This is a genomic window from Flavobacterium piscis (assembly GCF_001686925.1).
GTDB classification, from domain to species: domain Bacteria; phylum Bacteroidota; class Bacteroidia; order Flavobacteriales; family Flavobacteriaceae; genus Flavobacterium; species Flavobacterium piscis.
Map to the genome: position 1 here is coordinate 231,199 of NZ_LVEN01000012.1, position 22,910 is coordinate 254,108.

15 protein-coding genes and 1 pseudogene are annotated in these 22,910 nt (G+C 35.4%); 4 read left to right on the top strand and 12 right to left on the bottom strand.

Annotated elements, in window-relative coordinates:
• The first annotated feature begins 85 nt into the window (after positions 1-85).
• A complete protein-coding gene (locus tag FLP_RS08005) occupies positions 86-1,126 on the top strand; it encodes a GntR family transcriptional regulator (RefSeq protein WP_065448995.1) in 1,041 nt (346 codons plus the stop codon).
• Positions 1,127-1,385: 259 nt separating this feature from the next.
• On the opposite strand, the gene FLP_RS08010 is transcribed toward FLP_RS08005, so the two are convergent.
• Together FLP_RS08010 and FLP_RS08015 are read right to left on the bottom strand one after the other, a co-directional pair.
• Positions 1,386-1,940, bottom strand: a complete 555-nt coding sequence (locus FLP_RS08010; protein ID WP_065448996.1) for a hypothetical protein — start codon at positions 1,938-1,940, stop codon at positions 1,386-1,388.
• A gap of 311 nt (positions 1,941-2,251) precedes the next feature.
• Positions 2,252-2,605 carry a hypothetical protein gene (locus FLP_RS08015; RefSeq protein WP_065448997.1) on the bottom strand — a complete coding sequence of 118 codons (354 nt, stop codon included), beginning with the start codon at positions 2,603-2,605 and terminating at the stop codon, positions 2,252-2,254.
• A 397-nt stretch (positions 2,606-3,002) separates the two neighbouring features.
• Between FLP_RS08015 and FLP_RS08020 the strand changes: the two genes are divergently transcribed.
• The gene (locus FLP_RS08020) at positions 3,003-3,380 is read left to right on the top strand and encodes a hypothetical protein (protein WP_065448998.1); all 378 of its coding nucleotides are present in this window, start codon (positions 3,003-3,005) and stop codon (positions 3,378-3,380) included.
• 125 nt (positions 3,381-3,505) lie between these two features.
• Positions 3,506-3,964, top strand: a pseudogene (locus FLP_RS08025) (transposase); the annotation flags it as partial.
• 259 nt (positions 3,965-4,223) lie between these two features.
• Here FLP_RS08025 and FLP_RS08030 read toward each other — a convergent pair.
• The 3 genes from FLP_RS08030 to FLP_RS08045 form a co-directional block, all read right to left on the bottom strand.
• On the bottom strand, positions 4,224-6,077 hold the full coding sequence (locus FLP_RS08030; protein ID WP_065449000.1) for a rhamnogalacturonan lyase: 1,854 nt from the start codon (positions 6,075-6,077) through the stop codon (positions 4,224-4,226).
• Positions 6,078-6,294: 217 nt separating this feature from the next.
• Positions 6,295-8,421, bottom strand: coding sequence for a hypothetical protein (locus FLP_RS08040; RefSeq protein ID WP_065449002.1), 2,127 nt, complete (start codon positions 8,419-8,421; stop codon positions 6,295-6,297).
• Positions 8,422-8,908: 487 nt separating this feature from the next.
• On the bottom strand, positions 8,909-12,310 hold the full coding sequence (locus FLP_RS08045) for a DUF4450 domain-containing protein (protein ID WP_065449003.1): 3,402 nt from the start codon (positions 12,308-12,310) through the stop codon (positions 8,909-8,911).
• Positions 12,311-12,836: 526 nt separating this feature from the next.
• Here FLP_RS08045 and FLP_RS08050 point away from each other — a divergent pair.
• Positions 12,837-14,336 carry a rhamnogalacturonan acetylesterase gene (locus FLP_RS08050; RefSeq protein WP_065449004.1) on the top strand — a complete coding sequence of 500 codons (1,500 nt, stop codon included), beginning with the start codon at positions 12,837-12,839 and terminating at the stop codon, positions 14,334-14,336.
• 209 nt (positions 14,337-14,545) lie between these two features.
• On the opposite strand, the gene FLP_RS08055 is transcribed toward FLP_RS08050, so the two are convergent.
• From FLP_RS08055 to FLP_RS08085, 7 genes are all read right to left on the bottom strand, one after another.
• Positions 14,546-14,722, bottom strand: a complete 177-nt coding sequence (locus tag FLP_RS08055) for a histone H1 (protein ID WP_055095391.1) — start codon at positions 14,720-14,722, stop codon at positions 14,546-14,548.
• Positions 14,723-15,040: 318 nt separating this feature from the next.
• A complete protein-coding gene (locus FLP_RS08060; RefSeq protein WP_065449005.1) occupies positions 15,041-16,369 on the bottom strand; it encodes a rhamnogalacturonidase in 1,329 nt (442 codons plus the stop codon).
• 308 nt (positions 16,370-16,677) lie between these two features.
• Positions 16,678-17,967, bottom strand: a complete 1,290-nt coding sequence (locus tag FLP_RS08065; RefSeq protein ID WP_065449006.1) for a DUF4861 domain-containing protein — start codon at positions 17,965-17,967, stop codon at positions 16,678-16,680.
• Between the two features lie 37 nt (positions 17,968-18,004).
• Positions 18,005-18,334 carry an L-rhamnose mutarotase gene (rhaM, locus tag FLP_RS08070; RefSeq protein WP_065449007.1) on the bottom strand — a complete coding sequence of 110 codons (330 nt, stop codon included), beginning with the start codon at positions 18,332-18,334 and terminating at the stop codon, positions 18,005-18,007.
• Between the two features lie 27 nt (positions 18,335-18,361).
• The gene (locus tag FLP_RS08075; protein ID WP_123921655.1) at positions 18,362-19,432 is read right to left on the bottom strand and encodes a glycoside hydrolase family protein; all 1,071 of its coding nucleotides are present in this window, start codon (positions 19,430-19,432) and stop codon (positions 18,362-18,364) included.
• A 263-nt stretch (positions 19,433-19,695) separates the two neighbouring features.
• Positions 19,696-21,228 carry a sialate O-acetylesterase gene (locus FLP_RS08080; RefSeq protein ID WP_065449009.1) on the bottom strand — a complete coding sequence of 511 codons (1,533 nt, stop codon included), beginning with the start codon at positions 21,226-21,228 and terminating at the stop codon, positions 19,696-19,698.
• Between the two features lie 150 nt (positions 21,229-21,378).
• Positions 21,379-22,905 carry a RagB/SusD family nutrient uptake outer membrane protein gene (locus tag FLP_RS08085; RefSeq protein WP_065449010.1) on the bottom strand — a complete coding sequence of 509 codons (1,527 nt, stop codon included), beginning with the start codon at positions 22,903-22,905 and terminating at the stop codon, positions 21,379-21,381.
• Between the last annotated feature and the right edge of the window lie 5 nt (positions 22,906-22,910).

Genomic DNA, 22,910 nt, shown 5'->3' on the forward strand with positions numbered 1-22,910 from the left:
CTTTTGGACTAAATTTTTTTTCACGCCAATTATAACTCAAAATTAAATCGTAACTTATTGCTGCATAATTTACAAGACTTACAAAATGATTAAATTAATTAAAATAGATGAAGAGTCAAGGATTCCTAAATACAAGCAAATTGTAGATTCGATCCTGCAAAATATTGCCAACGGAAATTTAAAAATAAATCAAAAAATACCTTCTATAAATAGCTTTAGCGAAGAGTTTTATATGTCCAGAGATACTGTCGAAAAGGCGTATAACATTCTAAAAGAGCGAAAAATCATTTCTTCGATAAGAGGAAAAGGATATTACATTACCCGAACAAAACTGGAATCTAAAGTAAATGTGCTATTTGTTTTAAATAAGTTAAGTGCGTACAAAATGAAAACGTACAACTCTTTTATAAATACTATTGGAGCAAATGCGCATACGGATCTGCATATTTACCATTGTGACGAAACTTTGTTTTTGAACTTACTGGATAAATTTGAAGGTGCTTATGATTATTATGTTATTACAACACACTTTAAAACAGATGAGTTAAAACACCTGAGTTTTACAGATGAAGTTGCCAAAGCGATCCAGAGAATTCCGGAAGAAAAACTGGTTTTAATGGATAATATTAAAATTGGAATGGAGGGCGAAATCATTAAAATATATCAGGATTTTGAAAATGATATTTATAACGCTCTGAAAGAAGGATTGGCCAAAATAGCAAAATACGAAAAACTAATTCTTGTATATCCTGACAAAGCGGTTTATCCGTATCCGCGCCGTATCCTGCACGGATTCAGAAAATTTTGTGTAGAGCATGAAATCAATTTTGAAATTCTAAGCGAAGTCTACGACGATATGATCCTTAAAAAAGGGGATTTATTTATTACCATCGAAGAATCGGATTTGGTGAATTTAATGAAACAAATTCGAGATGAAAAATTTACTCTTGGTAAGGATATTGGCGTGATTTCGTATAACGATACGCCTTTGAAAGAGTTATTGGGAATAACGGTGATGTCTACCGATTTTAATGTAATGGGAGAAACTGCTGCCCGAATGATTCTGAATAAAGAAAAAGGACCAGTGAAGGTGCCTTTTAATTTTATTGATCGAAATTCTATTTAGTTTTTTTTTGCCACTAAGATGCTAAGTCGCAAAGTTTTTTTATAGATTTAAGATTTTAAAGTAGAAAGCTTCAGGGAAATCTGGGGCTTTTTTTTTTGAAAAAAATCAGGAGAATTTTATTTGATTTAGGGTTTATTAGAATAAAAAAATGCGCAAAGTCTGAGGCGTTTGGGTAGCTTTTTATGAGGAACTCTTTGGGGAGCGGGTTAGAATTTCAAAATCTCATATCACTAACTTTGAAACACTACCCCAATTATCCTCATTTTTCCTTTTTAAATTTTAAAATCTGTTTTTTTTCAAGTACAACTAATGAATCACTTGTCAGCTTTAAAATTTTCCATTGAAAATTAGACACATCATCATCATTAAAAAAATCAATTACTTGACCTTTTATTTCATATTCAAAAACCAATTGTTTATTATTAGGATAAAAGTTCATTCTCATTACCTCACCATTAATATCCAATTTAAGAATTAAATCATTTTCCTTTGCAATCCAGTTACCACAAACAGAATTTATATTTGTTTTACTAACAGGACCATCCGTTATTGAATTGTTTTTTTTTGAGTAAGCAAAAACCGCAATAAAAATAACATAAATCAGAAGAACAATTATCTTTTGAAAGAGGTTTCTATTTTTTAAGAACCATGTAAGACCAAAAGTTAAAAGTACACCTATAATACTAGAAAAAAGACTTCCTAAAATTGAAGAAGATTGGAGAACATATTCTTTAAGAAAGAAAAATGTCAATACAAATATAGACACTGTAAATCCAATCGTTTTATAAAATTCTTTATTTAATTTTTGTTTCATTATTTATTATTTTTTGTTTGTTCTTTTATTTCATCCACAACCCCAGCTCTGCGAAGTGTTCCTTATTCGAGCTGCGCAAATGTCTCTGACTTTGAGCCATTTTAAACAAATGTAAATGAAAAACGAAAAACTCTGAAAGTCTCCGACTTTAATACTAAATTTAAAATAAAGATATAGAGTTAAAGATTTTGGATCTAAAACATTTACTATTGGATTATCAACTTTTTCAATTTCTAATAATCCTGAATCATTAACGTTGACGTATTTGCGCAAATTTTAATGAGAACACTTCGGAGAGCTGGAGTATTTTTTTATTTATAGGTTTTACCATCACACTCAAAATTAAAACTTAAAATAGTATCTATTTTATGTATGCTAAAAATAAGTTCGCCTTTCTTTTTAATAATAGTGTCTCCAATTTGAATGTGTTCTTTATATTTCGCCCACCATAAATCACTTCTTTTTGAATTACAATCACAATCTTTTTTTGTAATTGGATTAGTTCCTCCATAGTCAAACCTTTCATCTGTATCACTAGGAATTTTTTTTACAATCAAAAGACACTCATCAATTCTTCGATTTTCAGCCGAAGAGTCACAATCATTAGCTGAACCGCAAGACACTAAATTTAAACACACGCAAAATAAAATGACATACTTCTTCATTATCAATATTTTTTTTTAATAATCTTCTTGTTTTGTTAATTCTATAATTAGCTCCTGTACTTGATTTAAAATTACCTCCCGCTCTCCGAAGTGTTCCTTATTCGCGTTGCGCAAATGTCTCTGACTTTGCGACATTTTAAACAAATGTAATTGAAAAACAAAAAACACACTATAAAATCACAGATATCTGAAAGCCTTTCGATAAGCTTTCCGGAAACAAGAATCAATAAATTTTAATTAGTATCATACTAACCTCACAAACTATTTAACTAATAGATCATTACTAAGAAAAAAACAAGTTTAGGTACGTATTGCGGATAACTAAATAGAACCATATCTATATTTTTGCCCAAAATCCACAATAAAGGATTCAAAACCCTAAAATAACTAAAAAACTATGTCTGATTTTTTAAAACAATTTGGAGAAGATCTAAAAAAAAATGTACCCGGTTTTATCGCAGTTTCTGTAGCTGAAATCAAAAGCGGAATGTCATATTATTCACAATCTGTAGTAAGCGATTTCGATCCTGAATTAGCTTCTGCATTTAATCTTGAAGTGGTTAAAGCAAAAATGAATGCGATAAAGGCACTAAATATGCAAGGACAAAGTGTTGATAATATCATGATTACTCTTACTTCTCAAATTCATATTATTGATGTATCTGATAATGGGGAATATTTTATTTACTTAGCCGTAGATTCTACCAAAGCTAATTTAGGTATGACAAAATCTATCCTTAATAAATACAAAAAAGAAATAGCAGAAAAATTCTAATTGCATTTTATATAAATTGTAAAAAGAGAATATTCGTTTTGAATATTCTCTTTTTTATTTATGCTCTTTCTTTGCATGCGTAATTCATTTATCTATATTTATTCGCTAAAAGAAAATAGCACTAAATGGAATTGCGAGAGTACTTCGAAAAATACCCAAATGAAGAAATCTGTATTGAAGAATTAAAAAGCAAACGTTTACAGAATGGATTGATTTGCAAAAAATGCCAGCATAATGTACATTCCTTTAGAAAATCTGATTTAAAATTTCAATGTAAAAAATGTAAAAACAGAATTGGTCTGAGATCCGGAACAGTGATGGAAAACTCCAATTTACCCATTAAATACTGGATGATCTGCATCGAATTAATGACACTCTCTAAACGAAAATTCTCCATTTTACAAATTCAATATTTGTTGGGTCATAAACGCTATGAACCCATTTGGTTAATGGTTCATAAAATTCGTCTCGTCATGCAAAAAAGAGATGAAAAATATACTCTAAGAGCCTACACCGAATTTGATCCTGAATTTCTTAGCGAAATTGGGAAACTCACAACCGCCAAAAATAAACAATCAGATAGTATTGAAATTTAATTGAAGACATGCGAAAGCTTCTTCAAACCTTTGGTTAAAGCCAAATTGTATCACTTCTTTTTTTTTTTTATAGGGATTATCATTTAATTTGTAACACAAAAAAGTGATGTATTAATTCACCCAAAAAAGTCCTTTAAAAGCTTCTTTAACATTTTTATTCTAATCTAATCTCTAAAAATGCAACTTCTGCTTGCTTTAAGTGTTAAAGTTATCGTTATTAAAAATTGATTCCACCGAATAGTACCACCTAATTCTCCCGAAATTTAACCCGTACAATATTCGGTTTTGGTGCGGGTTTCATACCTGCTCCCATATAAAAACTGGTATGTGGCGGCTGATTATAACCCACATTCTGCCATGCAACACTTAGTCTGTATTGCGGATCGTGCATCAAAGTGTATTGTCTTATTTCGGTTGGAATTGTAGTCGAATAAATTCTAAGTTCCGTATTATCTTCAGATCTTAAAATTAACTCTTCGCGCCAATCTCCTAAAATATCTGCCGAAAGTGCCGGCGTAGATTTTGTACCATTGTTTGATGCGGCTCCTGTTGCAGTAAATAATCGGCCTGCGTTGTATTTATCTATGTAATTTGAGTTGAGTAACTCTCTTGAAGAATCGCCATCCCAATAAATTAAAAAATTGATAGAACTTGGTGCTTTTCCTATTTCATTCCCTTTCATATCATGCAAAAAAGGAGATCCAGACCACCAGCATTGCGCGCCTTTTCGGGTTGGATCTATATTGTCTGCAACTCCACGCCCAACATCTTCGTTTATAGAACCGGTAAACAATACTTTTCCGTCAGCGGCAGAAAACAAAGTTACACCCGGCCCTGTAGTTCCGTTTTCTATTTCATGAATTCCAAAAACTTCCAAGCCGGGAACATCAAGATCAAGATCTGAAACGTGAAGTGCATCTCCGTGTCTAAAACCTGTTGTATACAATCCTTTTCCATCATCATCCACACACATCGATCCGTAGATAATTTCGTCTTTTCCGTCGTTATCCACATCTGCAACCGTTAGTCCGTGATTTCCCATTCCGGAATAGGAATTCTCGGCATCTTTACTATCAAAAACCCATCTTGAAGTCAATTTTTTATCTTTAAAATCCCAGGCTGCCAAAACAGTTCTTCCGTAATAACCACGGCACATTACAACACTTGGATGTACGCCATCCAGATAAGCAATGCAAGCTGTAAAACGATCAATTCTGTTTCCTTTGGTATCATTTCCTCCGCTGCCGCCATGTCCGCCCCAACCGGCAAGATCACCACGTTCCGGAATATAATCGACGGTGGTAATTAGTTTTCCGGTTCTACCGTCAAAAACCGAAAGGTATTCAGGGCCTTTTAAAATTTTACCCAAAATAGGCGAATTGGGGTCGCGTTCTACCCAATCTTTTGAGGCATCTCCAACCACATTATTCTGGCTGTCGGTAGTGCCGTCGGCAGTTTTACAAACAAATTCGGAAATTCCGTCACCATCTAAATCGTATACCATAAACTGGGTATAATGTGCGCCTTCGCGAATGTTTTTTCCGAGATTAATCTGCCACAAAAATTTACCGTCTAAGGTATACGCCTGAAATATGGGAGGATCTGTAATTCCAGTATGTGAGTTATCGTGCGCTTTTCCAGTCATGTGCACAATCAGGTCGTATCTTCCGTCTCCGTCTAAATCCCCAACCGAAAGATCATTTGGGATATATCCTTCAACCGGTTTTAGTTTAATAGATAAATAATCTTTATCTGGACTTTGGGCAGGAATGGTAAAACTTCCTTTTGCATCGGTTTCTTTTCCTTTAAGAACTGTTTTTACAAACCAGGTGTTTTCTTCCTGACTATTGGCTTTTGTGTCTATAAAATTTGTTGCACCCAGAATAGGTTTATCATTAAGTTTAACGGCTTTTTTAGTGCCGCTTTTTCGATATAAATTAAAAGCTAAATCGTCAGAATCAGTTCCCAAAACTCTCCATCCTATAAAAAACTGACCTTTGTCTTTTACAGCAATAACGCCACGATCGAGGTTTTCCATTTGCCTTTGAGCGAATGAAACTAAAGTTGATAAAAGAAATAATAGTAAAATTTTATTCTTCATGATTGGTGTTTTTTATGGTTAGTTATTGGCCACGGATTGAACGGGTTTTAGCTGGTTTGCACTGATTTTTTTAAAATCTCTCGCAAAGACGCAGAGGCGCAAAGTTTGTTTTATAAGTTTATTACTTTGCGACTTTGTGGAGAATTTAAGCTCAAAAAAATTAAATAAAAAACCTGCGACAATCCGTTCAAACCCGTCTAACCCGTGGCCCATCAAATCAAAACATCTTTTTAAATCCTTCGCTTTGTATTTTCCAGGTTCCGTCTTTTGGGAAACCCGGATTTTGTTCTGTGCTTCCGTCCCAACCGGCGCACATCATAGCAACAGCGGTTAGCAATCCTCCGTTTCCGGGCAGGTAAAGCGTTAATCTTTCTGCCTGATAATTGTGTCCGTTTTTCAAATACGTATTTGTCGTTACATTCATAAATAATGCATCAACAGCTTTTTCAGGCATTTGTAAACGTGCTGCCGACATAGCTGTCATTGGGAAATCCCATCCCCATGTTTTATCCCATGACCACGTTTTCCAAACCAGATCGAAAGTATTTTTCATGATTTTTTTATCTAAAAGGGATGTTTCCGGAAGCATTCCGAAAGTTCCTAATACCGATGGATGATCGGTTTTGAATTCCGGATTAGTATACGAATCTTTGGCACTTTCTGTGGCCAGATATACCTGATCTAAAACTGGTAACGGAGATAGTTTTGCCAAAACATTTTCCCATTTTTCAGGTACTTTTTGGTTTAATTTTTTCTTCCAGGCGATTGCTGTTTTCAAAGCCCAGTTCCAATAAGCCAACTCATAAGTTGGGTTGAAAGTTTCCATTGCCTTAAAACGTTCCTGAGCCGGAATAACACCTGGTCCTAAAACATAACGATCTGTTTTGCTGTCGTAATGGGCAAAAGAAGCCATAAAATCTGCCGTTGCAAAAACACGCTCGCTATATAAATTTAAAGTTGCTGAAGTAGGTTTGGCACGATAAATCAATTCAGCATAAGTAATAAAATGTGGCTGTTGCCAAATCAAAAATGAACCTACAGATGACGGACTTTCGTTCCCGTCTGCATCAACCATTTTCTGCCATCTTGCACCTTCAAAACCTTGCCTTTTGGCGATATTTTTGGCTTTATCAAAAACTTTCTGATACCACGGTAAACTTTTCTCTAGTAACTCAGGTCTGTTCCAGAGTGCAAAGTGAACACCATGCCACCAATGCATTTCTAAATGCGGTTTTCCGTACCAACTATTGTACGTTAAACCTGTTTCCTGAGGTGGCACTTTTCCTGTACATTGCACTTTCGTCAAATATTGTGAAAGGATTACCCGGCGCTCTAATTCTTTGGCTCGCGGATCTGTACTGCCTGAAAAATCTACGGCAGCGCCACTTTTCCAGAATTGTTCCCAACCTTTTATACTGCTGTTTTCAATATCTGTAAAAGAAGAATTTGGTATTTTTTTATCTGCTAAAGCAAAAAGACAGCTTAATTCTAAAGTATTAGTATTGGATGCTTCGATCACAAAATAATGATCTGCAGTTTTTTTAATCTCTGCATTTCCTTTCCAACTCAAATTTACGTTATATGAAATACTGTCCATTACGTGAGTTACAATAGCTTCAGTTTTCGATTTTTCTAGAAGAATACTTTTATAATCCTGCTTGCCTTCGTATTTTGTTCCCATATCTGCCCAATCTCCTGTGGGAAACGGAATTCTTAAACTAATTTTTAAGCGTTTTTGCTGTAATAAATCTGATTTTACTTTTACACCAATGGCATCTTTTTCCTGATGCGAAGCCGTAAGAACTGTTACGGGAATTCCTTCTACTTCAAAATAACTTTCTATTTCCCCTGTCCATAAATTTAGTTTTTGGGCAATCGATTTAATATCTTCGGGTTTTGCCGGAGTTCCGTCTTTTTTTGTAATCTCAAAACCTAAATTTCCCAATTGCAATAAATGCGGATTCTGGCGAAACCAATTCACCGCTTCGACTTTTCTGGCTGGTTCTTTTATCTGAACCGTGTACGAAATATCCCTGCCGTATTGCTTGTAATCTCTCAGGGTTTCTGAAAATTTATAGTTATTGGTATTTTTATAACTGTCCCAACCCCACTCTGATTGTGTTCCTAACGGAATTCCGTGTTGATATTTTTTAGGGAAAGTCTGCAAACCGGTAGCATCAACAGTAAAAGCAAAAGCACCGTTACCAACTGTGAGAGAAGCCAAAGTATCGATGGCTGTAATTTGAACATTATGCCTAGTTACTAATGCTTTTCGATTAATTTTCTGTTGGGCCGACAATGAAATCGAGAATAATGATATAATTATTAATAGATGTTTTTTCATTTGGTTAGGTTTATAGTTTCAGGTTGAAATAAAAAAATTAACCGCAAAGCACGCAAGTTTTTTATCTCTAATATTTGTTAAAAAATAAGTTCGCAAAGCTTTATCAATACAAAGCTTTGCGAACTTTCCTTTGTCATAAATCACGCAAGCATAAAAAGCTTTGCGTGCTTTGCGGTAAAATTTTAAGCGGTTTCATATTTTTATTTTAATAGGTTATCCAATTTTCTTATTGGCTTGATTTATATGTCGTCCCTACGGGACTCGAATGCTGGTAGGTGTAAATGTTTCTATAAATATATCGCTCCTCTGGAGCTTAAAAATTTCTATTTCAAAATCTAAGATCCAAAATCTATATTCTAAAATCTATATTCTAAAATCTACACTCTATACTCTACACTCTATACTCTATATTCTATACTCTATATTCTATATTCTAAACTCTATAATCTATACTCTATACTCTATATTCTATATTCTATATTCTAAATCACCTCACCAAAGTCAAACTCATCAAACCAATCACCACATCATTGGCAATGGTTTTTAAAGTCATGTTTTTTAATGTTTTATTTTTATCTAATGGTAAATCTAAAATCGTTCCCGCGCCGCCATCGACTCCATAACTTGTGAATCCTTTTATGGTTTTGAAATCTTTGAAATCTCTCGAAATTTCTCCGGTTTTAAAATAAACCCTTGGCGGTTTTGGCGCATCGGTCGTGAAAGCCAAGCCATCAATAAAATAATCCTGCTCGATAGGCCACCAGTTTTCGGGATTTTTTAGAGGCAGAATTTCCGAAGTTCCATCCGTATAATTAATGGTAATTTCTCCGTTTGTGATGCGGCTTTGCATTGGGTTTGTAGTTCCTGCGAGCATGAAATAGGCGTGTGAAGCTTTTCCGTTTAAGGGAATATTAATGCTTTCAGGAAAATTATCCCACATGGAGGTGAAGATGATATTTTTTTGATTTTCATCAGAAGGCGTTTGAAACGGAATTCCGTTTGGAGTTGTAATCTGCCCGTTTGTTTTTGCTTTTTCGCGTAAACCTTTGTCATCGATTTTTACGGAAATATTGGGATAACACCAATTCCCGATTCCTTGTTTGGGTAATTGTAAAGTCACCGTTTGCGGTCTTGGGGACAAATATTCATAATTGAAAATATCCGTCACTTTTGAATTAAAAAATGAGGTAAGCGAAATTGTTTCTGCACGTTTGTCCAATGGCGCGTCCCAGTTTGTGGCTTCTTTGCTAGAAATATTATCTGATTTTACATTTACATGAATGGGTTTCCACCAGGATAATTCTCCTTGCTTCAATTCTACAAAAAAGAGTTTATTACCTGCCGAATTCACTTTTGCCTTGAGCGAATTTTCTGTTTTGGAAATTTCGCTTAAAACTAATTGTGGATTGTAAACTGATATTATTTTAGCTTTAGAAGTTTTCAATTCTACTATTTCATTTACAGTATAATTTTCTTTTGAAGTTACTTCTTCTATCAAATCTCCTTTCCATTTAATGGTAATTTCATAAGAGGTATTATAGGGAACTTCAATACTTATTTTTGGATTTCCGATGCTTTCGGGAACCGATTTCCATGAAACTGATTTTCCATTAACAGTAATACTTTCCACAGTTTCATAAGACGAATTCAAAACCAGATTTAAATTCATTTTAGCCGAAAACTGATTTTTGATCTGGTATTTTTCCTCTTTATTTTCTCTTTTAAAATCAATTGAAATGTCCGGAATTGCTAAAGAAGCCTCATTCCATTTTTGAGGAAATCCGGGTTTGATGGTTAAAACCTCAGCCAAAGCATCCGGCTGAATCCCAAAAAGTCCTTCGACCAAAGTTCGTGAAGCCATACCAATTGGGTCAGCAAAATCGCGGTACAATTCACCACGCATGGCATCCTGATACAAAAGCTGCTCGAAACCTCCGGGCGAAGCTCCTAAATACATGCTTTCGACCAGAGCACTTTCCCACATTGTAAAAGCTTTTTCTGATTGTCCGCCTTGCCAAAACGCCAAAGAGGTATGCAATTGTTCGGCTAAAGCCACATTATTTGTCGACCATGTATAAGGCTGCCAGTTGGTGGTACTAATAACATAAAGGTCTTTTTTATCCAATCCTTCTGCCGAAATTGGAATGTGCGGAATCTGATTGTTGACATAATCCAGCATTTGATAACTCTCGAAAGGATTCGATAATTCTGAATCAATCGTGTGGTAAATACTCCAGATTCCTGGTGTATCGTGCAATAATCTGTTTCCTAAAGCATCTTTATATTCGGCAAAAATTCCTTTATTGGCTACCCAAAGCTGACTGTTTGTGGCTTTAAGAATTTTATCAGCTTCTTTGGTAAAAGGGTTTTCATCGTGTTGAATTTTCTTTGCAATCTGAGCCACTGTTTTGTTCGCATAGTAATTATACGCCGAAGAATGAATGACTCCGCCGCCACTATATTGCAAGGCATCACTCGCCCAAATTGAAGCATATGCATCGTATAATCCGTCTCCGTCAGGATCGAAATTTCTTTTTTCCCAGTTTAAATGTCTCTGGATTGTAGGCCACATTTCTTTTATAAATGCGGTATCACCTGTCCATTTAAAATGTCTGAGCATTTGATCTATAAAAACCAGATTCATATCATAATGATGCGCAACGTTATTCTTATTCGGACTTCTGCTGATATATCCGCTACTGAACATGGATGTTCCTATTTCTTCTTTTTGGCGGGCTAAATTTCTTTCTTCATCCAACACAATCGGGCCACTTTCCGGACTTGTCACCTGCGAATTGCTATAACTGGTAAAATGCGTTTTTGCCCTGTCATGCCAGCCCAAAGGATCTGCTGTATAAGCACCTCGCCAGGCATTTAAATACATTCTCCAGGCAATGGCACCATGAAGATAGGCTGGACTTTCCCAAATTCCGTCGGCAGCGATTGCAAGTGCAGATCCTAAAGTATTGATGTAAGGATCCGGAGTCGAAACCTTGACTCTATTGGCCAAAAGCTGTGTTTGCTGAACTGACTTTTCGTAAAGTTGTGCTATATTTTTTTGATTGTAATTTGTTTTGGAATCTTCTGCCAAAAACAGCCAATAATCGCCTTTTTCTGTAATTGATTTTATTTTTCCTGTAATGAGACTCAGCGATTCGGGATTTGAATTGTAAAGTTCTAATGGGGTTTTCTGAGACTTTGCATTGGCTAAATGTGCTACAGATTCCGGAAAAAATCCGCTAAGGTTTTTATTGTTTCCTGTTTTTTGTTTGTTGCTTTCTGAACCATATTCTAACAGAAATGATTGCTTTTTGATCGTGTATTTATTATTGCTACAATAATCAGGCTGCAGATAGAAAACCGATTCAGGATCAGCGCCAATATCGCCGTCACGGCTAAACTTTTTTCCGGTTGCTCCGCCAAAAGCCCAAATTAAGCTGCTGTTTTTTGATAGGTTTTTACCATATACTTTTACGACAAAACCTTCGTTTTCTTTTAAGGCGACGACATCTACAAATAATTTTCCGTTTCCTAAAATCGGGTCTTCAATGGTATAATGCATTGTGCCTAAGACATATCGGGTATCAATTTTTGAAGTTTCAGTAATCCATTTGCTTTCGTTTCCGTTTACGATACCTAACTTTAAGTTTCCTCCCATACCCGGCATATACATTGCAAACTCAGGCAAATCGCCTGTTTCTACCCTAAATCCTGTATTAGAACCGTACAACGCTCTGTTGAATTTTCGGGTGCCATTTTTTAAAACAAAACTATTTCCCTCCGGCGCGTAATGTATTTTGCGTGGTGTTTTATTTTCTTGTCCAAACGTAACGAGTGAACACATTAATAAAGCTGCCAGGGTTTGAATAGATTGTTTTTTAATTTTCATAGCGTTGTAAAAAATGAATTATCCTTAAATTCGGATAATATAATTATTCTGTTCTAATTTTATGAATGCTGTAACGTGGATGCAATTTCTTTGTTTTTTAGTGGTATAGTATCCTGTACCTACCTGATTTTCGCAATATAATAATTTATAATATTCTTATTTTTTAACATCATAGTACAGGATACTTTATAAAAACAGAACTCCTAGTTTTGAAATAATATCAAATTAACTATGCTGTAAAAAAGTTTTAGGTTTCCTGATAAGGCTTTCGCTTCGCTTAGCCTGAAAATGTAAATGACTTTTACCGCAAGGAGCGCTAAGGTTTACGCTAAGTTCGCAAGGTTTTTGTTTTGTATTTCGCTTTGCTTTGAGGTCGCTAAGGGATTGCGAAAAAAGTACGCAGATGAAACGAGTGGCTTGAAATTAAAACTTCATTGATAGCGAAGTCGAACTTTTGTTTAGTCTTTTTGAGTTACGATTATTAAAACCTATTAAACAATTACTTTTAAATAAAATATCATATTTCATGAAATCAATTAAACTATTAGCCCTGTTATCTCTGGCTTTCCTTTTTTTCAATTTCACTTTAAAACAAGAAAATAAACCAACTGTTTTTATGGTGGGAGATTCTACTGTAAAAAATGGCAAAGGCGATGGTTCCGGTGGACTTTGGGGATGGGGCGATTATATTGGTCAATTTTTAGATACCACAAAACTCAATATCGAAAATCATGCTTTGGGCGGTACAAGCAGCCGAACTTTTCAGGATAAAGGCTTGTGGATTGCGGTTTTAAATAAACTCAAAAAAGGAGATTACGTCCTGATTCAGTTTGGACATAATGATGATGGGCCTTTAAACGATAGTCTTCGCGCCCGCGGAACGATAAAAGGAATCGGAAACGAAACTCGGGAAATTGATAATATCCTGACCAAAAAACATGAAATCGTACACAGTTACGGCTGGTATATTCAGAAAGTAATTCGTGAGGCAAAATCAAAAGGAGCGATTCCGATTGTTTGTTCTCCAATTCCGCGAAACGACTGGAAAGAAGGGAAAGTGCCCCGTAACAATACATCATATGGTTTATGGGCCAAACAAATTGCAGAGAAAGAGAAAGTGACTTTTATCGATTTGAATGATAAAATGGCTCTGGAAATGGAAAAATTGGGCGAACAAAAAGTAACGGGAACTTACTTTTATAAAAAAGACCATACGCATACCTCAGCAAAAGGTGCGGTACTTTCTGCTTCGGTAATTATTGATCAACTAAAAGAAAGTAAAAACTCTTTGAAAAATTACATTTTAAAAGATCCAAAAATTGTACTTCCCGCCAAAAAGAAAGTGTATCTAGTTGGAGATTCTACAATGGCCAACAATAATGGCGATCAAAATGCCGTGGGCTGGGGAGTTCCGTTTCCTAAGTATTGCGATACAACAAGAATTGAAGTGATTAATAAAGCCAGAGGCGGCAGAAGTACCCGAACTTTTGATCATGAAGGCCTTTGGAATGAAGTTAAAGAACAATTACAGCCCGGGGATTATATAATGATTCAGTTTGGGCATAATGATGCAGGGGCTATTGATAAGGAAAAATTTAGAGGTTCTCTTAAAGGAAATGGCGACGAAACACAGGAAGTTACCCTTGCAGATGGCTCTAAAGAAATTGTACATACTTTTGGGTGGTACATGGCCAAATTTATTCGTGAAGCCAAAGAAAAAGGCCCTATACCTATTGTTTTGAGCCAAACGCCAAGAAATGAATGGCCAAACGATAAAGTAGAACGAAGAAGTGATACGTACGGAAATTGGTCGAAAGAAGCAGCCGAAAAGGAAAAAGTATTCTATATCGATTTGAATGAAATAGTTGCCCTAAAATACGAAGCTTTAGGCAAAGAAAAAGTAAAAGCCTTTTTCCCAAAAGATCATACGCACACTGGTGCAGAAGGTGCTAATCTCAATGCATTGACTGTAGCGGAAAGCATTAAAAAATTAAAAGACTGTGGACTTAGGGATTATGTGTTATGAGTTATGAATTATGAGTTATTAGTTATGGGTTTGGAGTTTGGAGTTTGGAGTTATGCACTGCGTTGTAGAATTATTCACTTATAACTTATAATTCATAACTCTTAACTCTTAACTCATAACTCACAATTCATAACTCACAATTCAAACCTTTTTCCCATAAAAAAACCTCGTTTAATTGCTTAAACGAGGTTTTATTTTGAATAAAAATATTATTTTTTTGATTCTTCGATAGAAACTTTTCTAAACTCTTTTAAAAGTTTTTCAATTTCTAAAGTAGCTTTACGAGCTCTTGGTCCAGCAGCTTTAACACCTTTTTCTGTTAAAGATTCAGCTTCTGCTCTAAATGTGTCAATTTCGGCGTTGATTTTTACTAATAGATCTTTCATGCTTATAATGATTAAATTAAGCCGCAAAAATAAAAGTTTGATTGATAGTTACAACATATTTCACGTTAAAATTATCAGTGTTTTTCAGGGTTCCCGTTAACATTAAATTTACCTCGCTTTTTTTTGCGAACCACACAAGAACCAAACAACTACTAATCAACTACTTATTTTAGCAACTATAAAAAGAGAGGCTTACACGAGGTCTAATAAATGACTGAAAATAATTTGTTATTTTTTATCTCAATTACAAAAAACGACACAAAAATTTAACATTTTGCTCCATATCGATCTGAATTTTGTTGAGAATTTGAGGAAAAACTACTCAACCAAATGTTTATTCACATAAACATTTTTAAAATTCACTCCATTTATAATGCTTTTATCAATATCAGTTTTAGTTGCCTCAATGTTTAAATTTTCAAATACAAAATTCGATAAACGAACATTTGGATCATTTTCTACTCCGTAAAAAGTATCACATTTAAGATCAATATTCTTTAAAGTAATATGATCTCCGTAAGACAATGGAACATCAGGACGGCCTTTTAAATCAAAAAATTGTTTCCAGGCAAAAACAGCCAGACAGGTTTTGGCTTGTCCCTTTATATCTTCCACTCTTATATATTCATATCGCTGTGGTGTGTCGGGTCTCATTTTTAGCCATAATAATCTCGAAGCACCTTCTATTTTACAATTACGCATAATTACGTTTTTGTTATGAATAGATTCGCTTCCGTTTGTTAGCGCAGAATGACAGAATCCAAAATTGCAATCTTCGATGATAATATTGGCATTTGGTCCGTTGTTTTTATCCTGATCGGCATAAGGTCCTTTCCCTCCCTTTAAGGCAATTGCATCATCATTAACCGAAAGGTAACAGCCTTTTACTAAAAAGTTAGTGCAAATATCAATGTCGATCGCATCTGTACTTGGGGCTTTTGAGCTAATGTGAGGTGAGAAAATATAAAGATCAAGCAGTTTTACATTATTACATTTATAAAAATGATTCGTCCAGAAACCGGAATTTATTAGTCTTACATCCTGAAGCTGCACGTTATTACAGTTCCATATAAAAACCAGTCGCGGTCTTGAAACTTCGAGATTGGTGCATTTTGGATTTTCTTTGCGTCGCGCCCAAAAAGCATCCCAATATTTTTTTCCATTTCCATTAATAGTTCCTTTTCCTGAAATCGAAAAATTATCGACTCCGTATGCATTGACCAAAGCGGGGAAATAATCCAAATTTTGTCCTTCCATTCTCGATGGCATTATTGGGAAATCGGCAATATTATCTGAACCTTTTAAAACTCCGCCCTCAGAAACATATAAAGTCGTTTTAGGTTTAAAAAATAAAGCCCCGCTTAAGTAAACTCCTTTTGGTATTATAATAACTCCACCTCCATTTGCAGCGGCTTTATCGATTACTTTCTGAATAGCAATTGTTTGAATTTTGGTACTATCCTTTCCTACTCCAAAATCTGTAATGGTGTATTTTTTGCCCAGATCTTTCAACTGAATTTTAGAATAATCCTTAAACCAATTGGTGATTTCGCTTCCATCCGGAAATGTATCATTTGCATAATGCTGCGCAAAGGATGTCTGTGAAAATCCTATGATACAGATTAAAATTTTAAAAATATTTTTCATATTGGTTATGTGTTAGTATTAGTTTATTTTTTTTTAATGAGTGTAGCCAAAGTTCTCCGCAATCTTGTCATCCTGACGGAGGAAGGATCACACTCGAAACTCCGCAAGATTAGCGATTTACTTTGTCGAGTTTCTTGCGGAGATCCCTCGTTCCTCGGGATGACAAACCGAACGGCTATTCAACTTTGTCAAAGTTTAAAACTTTGACAAAGTTTTCCGCAATCTTGTCATCCTTGACAAACTGAACGGTTATTCTTTGTCGAGTTTCGAGTGTGATCCTTCCTCCGTCAGGATGACAAACTAGGCGTTTACTTCACCTCAACCTTAATTTTAGCCGAAAGCTGCTTGGCCAATGTCGTGACGTAATTGGTAAAATACTTCGAATCTTTAAAATTACTATCTGCGCTTAATTCCCAGCCCGCTATTGGGTAATAACTCACTTGCTGATTGTTTTTTGCAGAGATTTTTATCAAATAGGAATCTGTTAGTTTTCCTGTTTTTGGTGCTTCGATGTAACCTTTATAAACCGCTTTTGGTACAATTACAGCAGTTCCTAAAATCCATTGTCGTTCATAGGTTAGTTTATCATGTAATATGAAACATACAAAATCTCCGGCATTAATTACCTGCAAAGGGTTTTGATTGTTTAAATTAGAATATGCAATTACAAGTGTTTCATTTCCTTTTAAGCCATTAACCGAAATAGTGTTTTTATAACCGTACATTCCAGGCCAAATCGATGCAGTTTCTTGTGCCTGATATTTATTTCCTGAAGCTTCCCAATTTTGATAGTTATAACTTAAAACCGAATTTACGGGACCTTCGCTAACAATTTTAAATGTTGTTTTCTCGATATTGTTTATGGTATCGCTGCCAATAATTCCGAGTCTGTTGATTTTATTATCAATTAATAAAGCAAAACCTCCCAGTCCGGCTGAATTTCCAACAGGAAAAATATCTCTTCCCCAATCGTACATCACGTGATAATTGTCTTCAACGGCTCCTTTACTGTTTATACCAACATCTTCGGGTGTAATAGCTGGTATTTTTTTTCCGAAAACATCTTTTGAATTTCTTCCGTCCAGATAATGCCTGAAACCTACTTTGTCATTTTCCCAGCTTGGGCCATCGGTTTGGTATTTTTGGTAACCTAATTTTTTATGTACCTGATTGGCCATCAACACTTCATCGGTTGCAGGATGAACAGGCAGGTTTTTAGCTTCTCTCTTTCCGAATCTTGCACTCGTTTTTATTGGAAATTTAGGATCTGTATCTGACCAGCTTAAGGTTGCTGTTTTAACTTCTTTCGGAGCAAAATCTGTTACTATAAAAAGTTCGTCCCATTTTCCGTCGCCATCCAAATCATTAACCTGTGCCGGAATTGTATCGTTTTTATATATTAAAACAGGATACGTTCCTGTTTGGTTATTTACAGACAGTTGATTTCTTTTTATCGAAATAGCTTTTTGAGGCACTTCTATAGTAGAGGTGTTTTTTAAAACAATTGTATTTCCGTTTGATTTTTTCTGCGCATTACAGTTCGCAAAAATTAATACTGATAATGCAAAGGGCGCGTAAAATTTTATAGTATTTTTCATTCTTTTTTTATTTTTATTTGGCGAACAATTTAGTCATTTAATCCAAATGAAAAACCTCTTTTAACACAATAGTTTTTGGCGAATTATCTTCATTGGTTTCCATTATATCCCCCATATAACTCCACCATTTTTTTACTATGGGATGATTGGGTAAAAAATCAACATCAAAGTCTTTGCTAAGTTTTTGAACTGCAAAAAGTGTTAAGGTTGTTTCGTCTAAAAAAATACTATAATCCTGTATTCCACTCTCTGAAAGTAATGTTTGCAATTCCGGCCAAATTGTATCGTGACGTAATTTATATTCGGCTTCAAAACCCGGTTTTAATTTCATCGTAAAAGCATTTCTTACTGTTGTATTATTTTCCATTTTTTAATTATATAAATTAATTTTCTTTTAAACTATTTTAAAAATAAAGGCCGAAGCCGTTTCGTATTTCCCTCCTTGCGAAGCAGTAAATAAATAAGTTGGTTTCCCGTTTTGGAACAACAACTGCGGACGTTCTACCCTTCCATACCGATTTAAATGTTTGGGCGCTTCGGGCTGATTGATATATTTATTTAAGGGCTGATAGGCAATTTGGGGTTTACTCCAGTTTTTCCCGTCATCAGAATCCATGTACAATCCGTAATCAATTCCAAAAACGCCCATATCTCTTGCCAGCATTTTGAATTTTTTATTTTCATACCATACAAAAGCATCTTCACATTGTTTGTTGTCTCCTAGTTTAGAAAAATCAATTACTGGATTGTTTTCGTATTTTTCATAAGGTCCGTGAAGGGATTTAGCTATCGCCAGTCCGTATTTTCTGTTGCCTTTTACGGGAAACTTTGGATGTTCGTAATTTTCTGTATCCAATGATTTATAATACAGCCAATATTCACCGTTTGGATGTTTTAAAAACGAAGGATTTGTGGTTAAAAGATCATCCCATTCGCCTTCTTTTCCCGGAAGTAATAACGGTTCATCCGGTCTTTGCCAGGGTCCGAAAAGAGAATCTGAAGTGGCTAAACCAATTCGTTTGGTATTCATTTTTCCGTTGGAATTTCCCATGAAAAAGAGCGCATATTTTCCGTCTACAAAATGAATACTTGGATTATGACAGGTTGTGGCATCCCAAAAACCTTCGCCTCGCGGTGCTAAAATTGTACTTACATATTCATATGGCCCTTCGGGATTATTAGCAACTGCATGCGCAATCTCAGAACTGTTGATCCATCCGCTCATGCCTTTTGCTTTGGGCCATCTGGAAAAAAACACGTGAATTTTACCATCGGGACCTTCTATTGGGCTGTTGCACCAAACATAATAATCTTCGAATTCTAAAGCGCGTCCAACTGGTCGAAGTCTTTTTTCGAAGTCAGAAAGCTTTGGATCATCCCATAAAGTAATGGCTTTCGCCGAAAATGGAAGACACATCGCCATAACAGCGAGAGAATTTCCGATTATAAATTGTCTTCTATTCATTTTTTTTTTTGAATTTAAGATTCGCTACTCTTTTGGTAAACGCATTTTTGTCATCCCGAGGAACGAGGGATCTTCGCAAGAAACTCGATAAAGTAAGTTAACAATCTTTGCCGAACTACTAACGGAGATTCCTCGTTCCTCGGAATGACAAACTTTATGGTAACTTTGTTAAATCTTAGTAATGTTGATGCGGTTCTCAAAATGGCATACTATACAAACTTTGTCAAAGTTTAAAACTTTGACAAAGCTTCAAAGCACTAAACCTATTTTTTATCTGTTTTAATTTCCCAATCATCTGTTCTAAAAGGTGAAGCAGGTAAATTTTCTTTATTAAATAAATTAGGTTCCGGAATGGCTTTCCAGGCAAAACGAACAGCAACGGGTTCTTTTACTTTCGAAGAAGAAACTACAATTTTTTTGCCTTCAATTTTGGCATCGGCCGGATAAAAAACCTGATCGTTTCCTGCTATTTCGAATTCTTTTAGATCGTCTCCATTTTGCTTTAAACCTGATTCGGCGTAATCAAAAAACAGTTGTGCTTTTTGTTTCTTAATTTTCATTTGGTTAAAAATAGGTCCTGAATACACCAGTTTATTTTCTCCATAGGTTTTAGCGCGTGCAATTAAAGCGAGTCTGTAACCCACGGTTTGTTTGTCTATTGGGTGAATATTATTGGCGTCTCCAACATCTGTTGTCACAACCATTCCGCTATTTGGGATTGTTTTTAAGGACATTAATTGTGCTTCGCGTATTTCGGCATTTTGTCCTTTGTGAGGTGTAATTTGTACATAATAAAAAGGGAAATCTCCTTGTTTCCATTCTTCTCTCCAGCTTTTTACCATGGCAGGAAATAAAGATCGGTATAAATAGGCTTTTCCTGAATTACTTTCGCCCTGATACCAAATAGCGCCTTTTATAGTATAATTAACTATTGGGTGAAGCATTGCATTGTACAATACATATGAGGTTTTGTTGGCTTCTTTTTTAGGCTTTTTTAATTGTCCTTTCTCGGCGTTTTGAGCAGCTGCAATTCGTTCGTTGGTAAGATTTAAATAATAGTTTTCAAGTTTTTCCTGATATGCTTTTTCGTTTTTTGCGTCTTCCTGCAAAATGGGCAAAAAGGCAACATCTTGTTCTAAAACGCTTTGCGCTGTCCACGCTTCTGCTTTTGTTCCTCCCCATGAAGTCGAGATTAACCCGATAGGTACATTTAGTTTTTGATATAAATCCCTGCCAAAGAAATAGGCTACGGCAGAGAATGTCTGAATACTTTCGGGCGTACACACTTTCCAGCTTCCGGTAACATCTTCAAGTGGTGTCTGCGCAGCATTTACGGCAACGGTAAACAATCTGATATTAGGAAAAGAGGCGTTTTTTACTTCTTCTTCATAATTTTTAACTCCGGTTTTCCAGGTTTTATCTTCTCTTCCCACAGGAAAAAACATATTCGACTGACCGGAACAAAGCCAGACTTCGCCGATTAGAATATTTCTTAGAGAGATATTATTTGATGCATTGATGGTAATATCATAAGCTTTGTCACTTCCGTTTGGTGTGTTTACTGCTGTTTTCCAGTTTCCAGCAGCATCCGCCACAACTTCAACGGGAAGATTATTCCATCCTAAATGAATGGTTATTTTTTCGTTTGGAGCTGCCCATCCCCACAAATTAACTTTTGTATTTTGCTGTAAAACCATATTATCAGCTACTAAAGCGGGCAATTTAACCTGCGCCAATACGGAGCATTTTGCACTAAAAACCAGTAGAATTAAGAGAAGTCTTTTTAGGTAAATCATTAGAATATTTTTAGATACTAAAACTTTAAATTTAAAACAGTTAAACGGTGAATCTATCCTGTGCTTTCCTGTTTATTTTAAATAAAAAAGAAGTCGTCTAAAAAAAGACAACTTCTTTAAAAAAAATAAAAAAATTGGAGCAAATTTTTCTTAATCGTAACCCGGATTTTGATCGTAAAGCCCAGGAACGGCTAAAATTTCTGATAACGGAATTGGATACAACAATGAATTGTTATCGATTGTTCTAATTTTTCCTTCGGTATCTTCTGCCGCTTTCCAGGCGTTCATTGTAGTTACTGCTTTCCCTGATCTGATAAGGTCAAACCATCTTGTCCCTTCAGAGAAAAATTCTTTTCTTCTTTCTGTAAACAAATCATCCAAAGTAATATTAGATGCATTTGCCGCAACACCTGCTCTTGTTCTTACTTTATTTACAATATCATCTACTTCTGCCTGTGATCCGCCACCACCGTGAAGCGTACATTCGGCCATCAACATCAATACATCTGTATAACGTGTTACCATAAAATCGACACCCCAGTCTTCACGACCGTTTCCGTATCTGGCAGCATCAATGTATTTTTTGAAAACAGGCAACGTATAACTTCCTTTATAGGTTCCGGTAGCAACTGTATAACTGGTTGCAATTCCGTAAATTTTTCTTTTGTCTGTTGCTTCAAACAAATTCAAAAATCCGGTTGAAATTGGTTTTGCCTCCAAAGCTCCCTGCGCTGATAAATTTACCGAAGCAAAATAAGGCTCGTAACCTAATTCTACCATAAAATTACCTCCAACGGCCAGCGGCAAACTTTGAGTATACGGAATTGTTAATACATTTTCTTTATTGGTAATTCCTTCTACTTTAAAAATGGGTTCGTAATCTGTATTAAAGGTATATAAACCACTTAACTTAATATCATTTAATTGCTGATAGGCTTTGTCCCATTCGTTTAATCCCAATGTAGCGCCATCAATACTATATGTTGGGCTTGAGCGGGTCATGTATACAAGACCTAATAATGCTTTTGCTCCGTATTTAGTAACACGACCAAAATTCGCTGCGTCGTATGTTGGTGCCAAATCCGGAATAGCTTGTTCAAGATCTGCTATGATCAGTTTATAAACATCTACAACCGGCGTTCTTGGTATTTTTGCAGCTTCGGTCGCTGTCATTGTTTTTTCTAATAATGGCACTCTTCCAAACCATCTTATCAAATCAAAATAACAGAATGCTCTAAGAAAACGGGTCTCGGCAATCATAGAAGCTTTCTCAGCCGGATTGGTAAAAATCTGATCTCCTTTTTCGGCTATTTTTTCTAATAACTGATTGGCTTTATTAATAGCGTTGTAATTACTCAAATACGCTTCTTTCACGTAAGTGTTCGAACTTATCGAAGTATAGAAACTATTAATTCCTTCCCAATCTCTTGACGCTTGGGTTGTAGCCAGCAAATTATCTGACCTTACCTCGCTTAAATTCAGGACTCTGTTGGCATAACCATACGTTCCCATTCCGTGAAAAGCCACAGAATACGTTGCATTTCTGGCCTGAACAAAATCCCCAGGTGTGGCATAGAAATTCTCAATGGTTCCCTGAGATAAAGGCAATTGATTCAATTCATCCGTGCAGGACGTTATTGCCATTATTACTGTGAGTAAATAAATATATTTTTTCATTTTAT